Source organism: Pusillimonas sp. T2, assembly GCF_002236805.1.
In the GTDB taxonomy this organism is placed as follows: Bacteria; Pseudomonadota; Gammaproteobacteria; order Burkholderiales; family Burkholderiaceae_B; genus Neopusillimonas.
Map to the genome: position 1 here is coordinate 145,233 of NZ_NIQA01000007.1, position 6,308 is coordinate 151,540.

Consider the following 6,308-nt stretch of genomic DNA (forward strand, 5'->3'; position numbering starts at 1 on the left):
GGGCCCTTATTACTAACTACTATTGATACATCGATTCTGATTTTAAGCGTGACTATTGGAAATTACAACAAGTGAATTTTTATTAGCTGCTGTGAAACCAGTCTATAGACGGTTATTTCACCTTGTTGCGTTGTGCGCATGCGTCTCAGCAGATGCTCAATCTGTATATAAATGTGTAAATGTATGCTTATTGTAGTCAGAAACTCGGCTTAAGTATGTTTTTTATCACTAAATCGGAAGTTTTTTCTTATCAGGGCGCATAAGTGTGGCTAATCAGTAACGGTCTTGTTACAGTTTGGTTAAACTAGGCGTCTGGGCTTTTAGATACTAATAATCAAGGTTTAGGGGGATCCTGTAAACAATGGCCCGTTCAGGAAGAGCCGACGGCGGCGCATCAGCAATGCCATTTGCAGGATCTGGCCAAGAAGCCGGCAGCACGCTGGAATACACCGTCTTGACGCCCGAATTGAGCCGGATATGCCCCGCAACTGTTTTGATGCCATATTTTTCCAACACCTTCTTGTTCACTGTCCCGATCAGTCCGCCCGGATTGTCGACCGGATGGATTGAGCTGGCTGGCACATAGAACGTCACCCATAGTTGGTTGCGCGAGCTATCCCAATATCCATCAAGCCCATTCATACCGTCAAACCATTGCAAATGTGCCGGCAACGTGCCGTCTGCGCGAATCTGATTCAAGGCCGATTGAACCCCGATCGTGTCTTGCGTTGCTTTAAGTCGATCTCGGTGCGATGATGCATAAGCGGCTACATCGCGCACATACTGGCCGTAATACACTACCGCGCTGACCGCGCTGTCAATTTGGCCGTGGGTGGTGCGCTCTCGCGCATTGGTCGTATTGGTGGCGTGCAGCTGCCCCCAGACCACCAGAAAGCCAAACAGTATGATGAAAGCGTAAGGCATTGCGCAGAACCTTCAGAAAGAGATCTCGAACCTAATACTATTTATCGAGATAATAAGAGCGACTTAAATTGAGCCAAGACCGGTCATGCGACTAGGCCTTGATCTTAATAGGTTGGGCGGCGGTAGGTTGGCGCGGGAATTTTGCCCAGTCTCGAGGCCTGTTCCATCACACGGCCGATCTGTTCATACCGTTGCGCTCCCTGGCGTTTTCCGGCCCGTTCAGCCTGGTTGTAAACGCCTTCGGCCCGCCGGCTCTGTCGTGCGGTGTCACGAAATGTTCCATTAAGCTCTTTTTGGCCGAACATCGATGCGGCGCCGGCAGCCAAAGAAGCTGCCGCACCAACCCAGTCAAAGCCATTGACCTTGTGCATCATGGACTGGGCTTGCGTTTCGGACTGCACCAAGGCGGCATATTGCACGGCGCCATACAGGGTGTCAGCACGCTGAGCCCGGCGATCAAGTACGTAACTGGCAGCCTGATCAGGCACCGAAGCGTTCTGATAACGCTCAACCTTATCGTCCCAACGCATGATCACGCCTTGCCAGTCCTGGGGGTTCTGGCAGTAAGCGGCCACTCCCAATTTGATATCCCTTCCGTAGGTGTGTGCCCACTGGACAATTTCCGCGTACGACTGCAGGGCATCGCGCTCATGCTCAAGGAACAATACCCCAGCCTGAGGCTCATAGTCGCCACGCTCTTGGTAGAAATCACGTGCGCAGTGCATCACTTGCGGGAATTGATCCGCTGCGGTGCCAACAAAATCAATCGCACGCTGCAATTGTGCGCCAATGGGCTCAATCTGCTCGATGGGTTGATCATTGACCTGCAACACCAACTCGGGCGTATTTGTCTGTGCTTGTGCGCTTGTCACTAACGCAAGTGCTGGGAGCGCCACTCGCAATGAACGGACAAACCCTACAGGCATGTCTTGACGCACGGGGGTTCGTACACTTACGTTCACGCGCTTGGACCGGGCCATCGCGTCGAAAAATCGTCCGGCGCGCTCATCTACGAAGTCGTTGTTATCACTCATCGCCAGGGACCTATCTGTAAATAAATTCAAAAATTATTATTGTTTAGGGACTGCACGACGAACAACGCCTGCATTGCCTGCTTCATACCCAATACGCGCAGCCCTTCGCTTAGCACGGCACTGTTTTCCTGCTGTCTCTCGATTGAGATTGAGGCAGCTTTAAGAGCTTCGAGCGCCAGCACATAACCGTGTTTAACCGGGACATCCAATTTTGTCTCCCGTTCGGCCAGCAGCTTGGCCGTCGCCTCGTACACCCTGATCATATCCTTGTGCAACTGTCGCTCATTCTCGTAGGGGCGTAATGCGCGAACTACCCCCCAGCCTGCCACATCAGCACTGGCCACATCTTCATACATGACCAAGGCCCCTTGGGCACTGGAAATTAATTTCACCACGCGTTCGGGCAACGGATTGCCCACTTCTGCCAGTTGGAATACCTGGCGGTGATGCTCATCGAACCAATACAGCACACCATCTTGCAAATAGCCAAAGACTTCGGCACGTGGTACCAACTGTTCGACTAACGGAACAAGCAGTGCCAATTCATCAGCCGGCGTACGCTCCGGGTCGGGCTCGGCTACAGGGGCCGGTTCAGGCGTTATCACTCCGTAGCTCAGACGCAAGGCGTGATCCAAATTCAATAGTGTTGTCACTGTTCTATCCGTAGTTATGTCTAATGCGTCTTGGCCCGGGGGCGAAACTGGCATCATTTCAACTCATGTTAAAGAAAACCTCAGCTCAGTTACAGGATTTGAAGACAATTATTTTCCGCTCGTCCTTAATTATTTTAAACAAAATGCAACAGAATCACTTGATCTACGGTCACTCAGGTTGCGCTTTGATCATTTTTTCCAATTTCCTGTCTTTTTTTGCATTGCGCGATAACGAAATCCGTCACGCATTAACGCCCCCATCCAGTACAGCGCACCCAACATAGTCAAAACGAACAAGCCAATGGCAGCCCAGACACTGGTTTTCTCGCTCAGTGTCCACTGGGCCTGACTGTAGGCTTGCGCGGCCAACTGATCCAACGATGGTACGGTCACCATTTCCTGTGCTTGCAGTTTAAGTTTGGTAAATTCCTTACTCGAGATGTTGACCTCAACATGGTTAATCCCAACCTGCTCACTCCAGGCCAGTAGCGCGCTTTGGCCATCATCTTGCGTTAAAACAGGAACAGGCTGCTCATTGCGACTGGCCTGCACCTGCATCTGCGCGTCAACTGGAACCGCTTGATTTGTCTGGCGATCCACAACGAGCGCTTGCGTGAAATGACGACGAAGCTCCAAATCCACTTTGGCTGGATAACGCTTTCCAAACAAGGATTGTCCGATCCACTTCTCGAGTGCCCCGACATGGGACCAGTCCATGCTTCTATCATAGGTTGCAATAACCTCGGGCTCTTTGAGCGCACGTAAGCGAAGATCCCAGCGACGTGATAACTCAGCTCCCTTAGCAGCCTGGGTGGCCAACAGCAGTTGACGTGCGATGTAATCGTTTCGCTCAAGCAACATCTTCTTGGGCTCGCCTTGAAGCTGTTCGGCCAACTGCCCATTGCGCATGGACTCTTGCATCAAGGCAAGCATCTGGTCATTCGTCAGCTCAATGAGCGAAGGGTCAACAGCTTCTTTGATCAACTCGATCGCAGGACCGGCCGGCGCCTTAGACGATGCGGTCGGCTTGCCTGTTGATTCGAGTGGCGAGCCAGTGGATCGCTCATTTACCAAGGCTTTTAGCGGAACGGGTTCGCCCCCCACCCCAGCGGTGTCAGGGACAGCGTCAACGGTTTGTTGCGCTAAGCGTACCGGCTCGATCGTTGCCAGCAATTCATGACTGGCCATCGGCTCGACCGCATACACGTTCGACGCCATGACCAGTGCCAATAAACCAAACCGCATTGATTGATTCATACGTCACCCTTTTGAGCAATTTTATAACCACTAACGATATGATAACAATGATTATTAAAAAACACTCAAAGGAACATAAATTGGTTTATGAATTGTTTTTCAGAAAACGCGAGCACATGCAGACTGCCCACCATCAGCCAAAACGATAGCTGCTCGAATGAGGGTTCTCGTAGCCATCAATCGGTTCAATTTCTGGTAGTGGATCCAGATCCACAAGCGTCAGCGGCGGCTCACTCGGGTCGTGAATAATGGACTGCGGATCCAGGTCATTAACCACGAGCCCATCGGTAGCGGGAACAGCCTGCAGTGAATCTTGTGATTGGCTCTGCTCCCCTTCTGGGCGAGCGAGTGCGGGCGTGCCAGGTGCTTGTTCCAGGCTGTACGCTCTACGTGAAACCAGCCTTACCGATGCAGGATCGATACGCGTGGTGTCATCCAGCAACAACGAACGAAGGGGGCTTTGCTCTACCAGGCTCACCATCTGAGCAACATGCTCTGATGAGGCATGACGCGGGACAAAGAGGGTAAGTGTGCCTTGCGCTCGAATCATCTGACCCTCTGGAACATCATCAATAAGACGAGTTGGCTCGACGGTTGCCTCAACGCCTTGCAACAAGCATTCGATCTGTTCAAGCTCCTGACCCGGATCCATCACGTTAAAGCGGGTGTTCTGGCCTACATAAACACGCAGCTCCTCGGCCTCCTGTTCACCAATCTCATCGTTGTAAATACGCTGATAGGCCAGCTCACCAAAGCAAGCCGGAATCTGCTGCAGTTGCACCTGATCGCGCAACTGCTGGATGAACTGAACGACCGTGCGCGCAGCGTTCATGAAGTCATAGGTCAACATGGACGCTTGAGACTGGCCACTCAGCAGATGCGTGTTGCTTCGCAAATCAAGATCGTTGTGTTCAACGCTCATTGCGTACACATCCTGGCTTAGCTGATCGAGCACCCGCATTGGCATGCCTGCCTGCAGATAAAGCGTTGACCAACCGCGCAATAACCCCATAGCCACCGAGCAACAAAACGCTTCCTTGAGATCGTCGGCAATCTCGATCGTATGTACGTCCTGGGCACGAACTTTGGCTCCATTGACTAAACCGGTACCCATTCCCGTACACACGTTAATCAGGCGCGGATCGAGTTTAAAGCGCACCGTATCGAGATCCGCTGTAGGCTCAATCGTGCCGAATAAACCTCGGGTAACTCGACCTGGCAAGCTGGCGTTATCGTTAAGAAAGGAAACTGTGGCCATTACGCCCTCCTTTGGGCAGTTAACTTTGAAGGAAAAGACGGCGAACTCAAGGTCTATGGATTCGCCCGCATCTTTCAGCCGCGCATCCGCGCCGGTTGTGCAGTCGCCCCGCCTTGGGCGAGGTAGCCAAAATAGTCGCGGCACGCAACTACAGCATGGTGCTGGTTCTCGGGTGAGACAAAGCCATGTGCCATCCATTGATAGTCTTCATCAGCTTCGCGCGCCTCGAATGCGCCGCAAAGATCGTCTACGCTAAACGTAGCGGTTTGCCCCACACACTGGCCGGCACCGTCACAGGCCTTAATGAAGAAGCCTTCATTTGTGCAACACAACCATTGATACTCTGCTCGGCTCGAAGTATCGTCAAATACCCAGTGTGGGGATGAAAGTAATGCCAGCTGCACGAGTCCCTGATGGCGCTGCACATCGCGGGCGGCCTGTAGCCGATACATGGCAAAAAGCCCTTGTGGACCCAATTCCCACACCAGAGCCCGGGCGCTACCTTGTTGGACTGGCATCAATAGGTACACAGGTTGGCCGACCTGTTGTACTTCACTGATCAAGTCAACTAGGGACGGAGAGGACGGACGCGGATAGTTCATGACACAACTCCTTTAATAGGAAGGACGCAGCGAACGCGCGTATGTGGAGCCTGGATCGCGCATATGGAAGGCTACGGGCTCGTTCATAGATTGAAAATCGTCCATAGCCGGAATATCCCGATACAAGGACTTGGGGGCTAACGCGCGCATGGCGTTAACGAACATCACATAGGCCTGTTGCCAGGTCTCGATTGGCTTGACCGTACGATGCAGATCTTCTCGCGTATTGGCATCGGTCATCACCCGCTGGACTACCGGCCACTTCAAGGCGCTTGCGGGCATCAGATCGCGCGCCTCGATCGCCAATGCAATCTCATCGGCTTGTTTAATCAGAGGGTTCGGGGTCATTGGCAGGCCAGCCCGGATACGGATCGCTGCATCAAGACGTGACTCCACTTTCTTGTAGTCTGGCAACATCGATTTGAGCGGCGTGCTCAGATCACCCATGTAGGCTTCCGTTGCGTCATGCAGCAAGCCCTCCCAGCGCAGCGATTCAGGCAAAAGCAACGCCACCAACACACTATGTTGCGCAACGCTGTAATGCCCGTCGCATTGGCCCGCGAATCGGCAGCACTTAGAT

General features: G+C 52.6%; 6 protein-coding genes and 1 pseudogene. All 7 read right to left on the minus strand.

Annotation, left to right across the window (positions count from 1 at the left end; genetic code table 11):
- Nucleotides 1–327: 327 nt before the first annotated feature.
- Nucleotides 328–924, minus strand: coding sequence for a hypothetical protein (locus tag PuT2_RS12025; protein WP_093971230.1), 597 nt, complete (start codon nucleotides 922–924; stop codon nucleotides 328–330).
- A 104-nt stretch (nucleotides 925–1,028) separates the two neighbouring features.
- The gene (locus PuT2_RS12030; RefSeq protein ID WP_093971231.1) at nucleotides 1,029–1,958 is read right to left on the minus strand and encodes a hypothetical protein; all 930 of its coding nucleotides are present in this window, start codon (nucleotides 1,956–1,958) and stop codon (nucleotides 1,029–1,031) included.
- 26 nt (nucleotides 1,959–1,984) lie between these two features.
- Nucleotides 1,985–2,611, minus strand: coding sequence for a hypothetical protein (locus tag PuT2_RS12035; protein ID WP_093971232.1), 627 nt, complete (start codon nucleotides 2,609–2,611; stop codon nucleotides 1,985–1,987).
- A 189-nt stretch (nucleotides 2,612–2,800) separates the two neighbouring features.
- The gene (locus PuT2_RS12040) at nucleotides 2,801–3,868 is read right to left on the minus strand and encodes a hypothetical protein (RefSeq protein WP_093971233.1); all 1,068 of its coding nucleotides are present in this window, start codon (nucleotides 3,866–3,868) and stop codon (nucleotides 2,801–2,803) included.
- A gap of 133 nt (nucleotides 3,869–4,001) precedes the next feature.
- Nucleotides 4,002–5,126 (minus strand): hypothetical protein, encoded by a 1,125-nt coding sequence (locus PuT2_RS12045; RefSeq protein WP_093971234.1) that lies wholly within the window; start codon nucleotides 5,124–5,126, stop codon nucleotides 4,002–4,004.
- A gap of 74 nt (nucleotides 5,127–5,200) precedes the next feature.
- A complete protein-coding gene (locus PuT2_RS12050) occupies nucleotides 5,201–5,728 on the minus strand; it encodes a hypothetical protein (protein ID WP_093971235.1) in 528 nt (175 codons plus the stop codon).
- Between the two features lie 12 nt (nucleotides 5,729–5,740).
- A pseudogene (locus tag PuT2_RS15850) lies at nucleotides 5,741–6,308 on the minus strand (hypothetical protein); the annotation flags it as partial.

Excerpts from the sequence above, each read along its gene's own strand:
- PuT2_RS12040 (WP_093971233.1), bottom strand. The coding sequence starts at position 3,868 with ATGAATCAATCAATGCGGTTTGGTTTATTGGCACTGGTCATGGCGTCG.
- PuT2_RS12050 (WP_093971235.1), bottom strand. The coding sequence starts at position 5,728 with ATGAACTATCCGCGTCCGTCCTCTCCGTCCCTAGTTGACTTGATCAGT.
- PuT2_RS12030 (WP_093971231.1), bottom strand. The coding sequence starts at position 1,958 with ATGAGTGATAACAACGACTTCGTAGATGAGCGCGCCGGACGATTTTTC.
- PuT2_RS12045 (WP_093971234.1), bottom strand. The coding sequence starts at position 5,126 with ATGGCCACAGTTTCCTTTCTTAACGATAACGCCAGCTTGCCAGGTCGA.
- PuT2_RS12025 (WP_093971230.1), bottom strand. The coding sequence starts at position 924 with ATGCCTTACGCTTTCATCATACTGTTTGGCTTTCTGGTGGTCTGGGGG.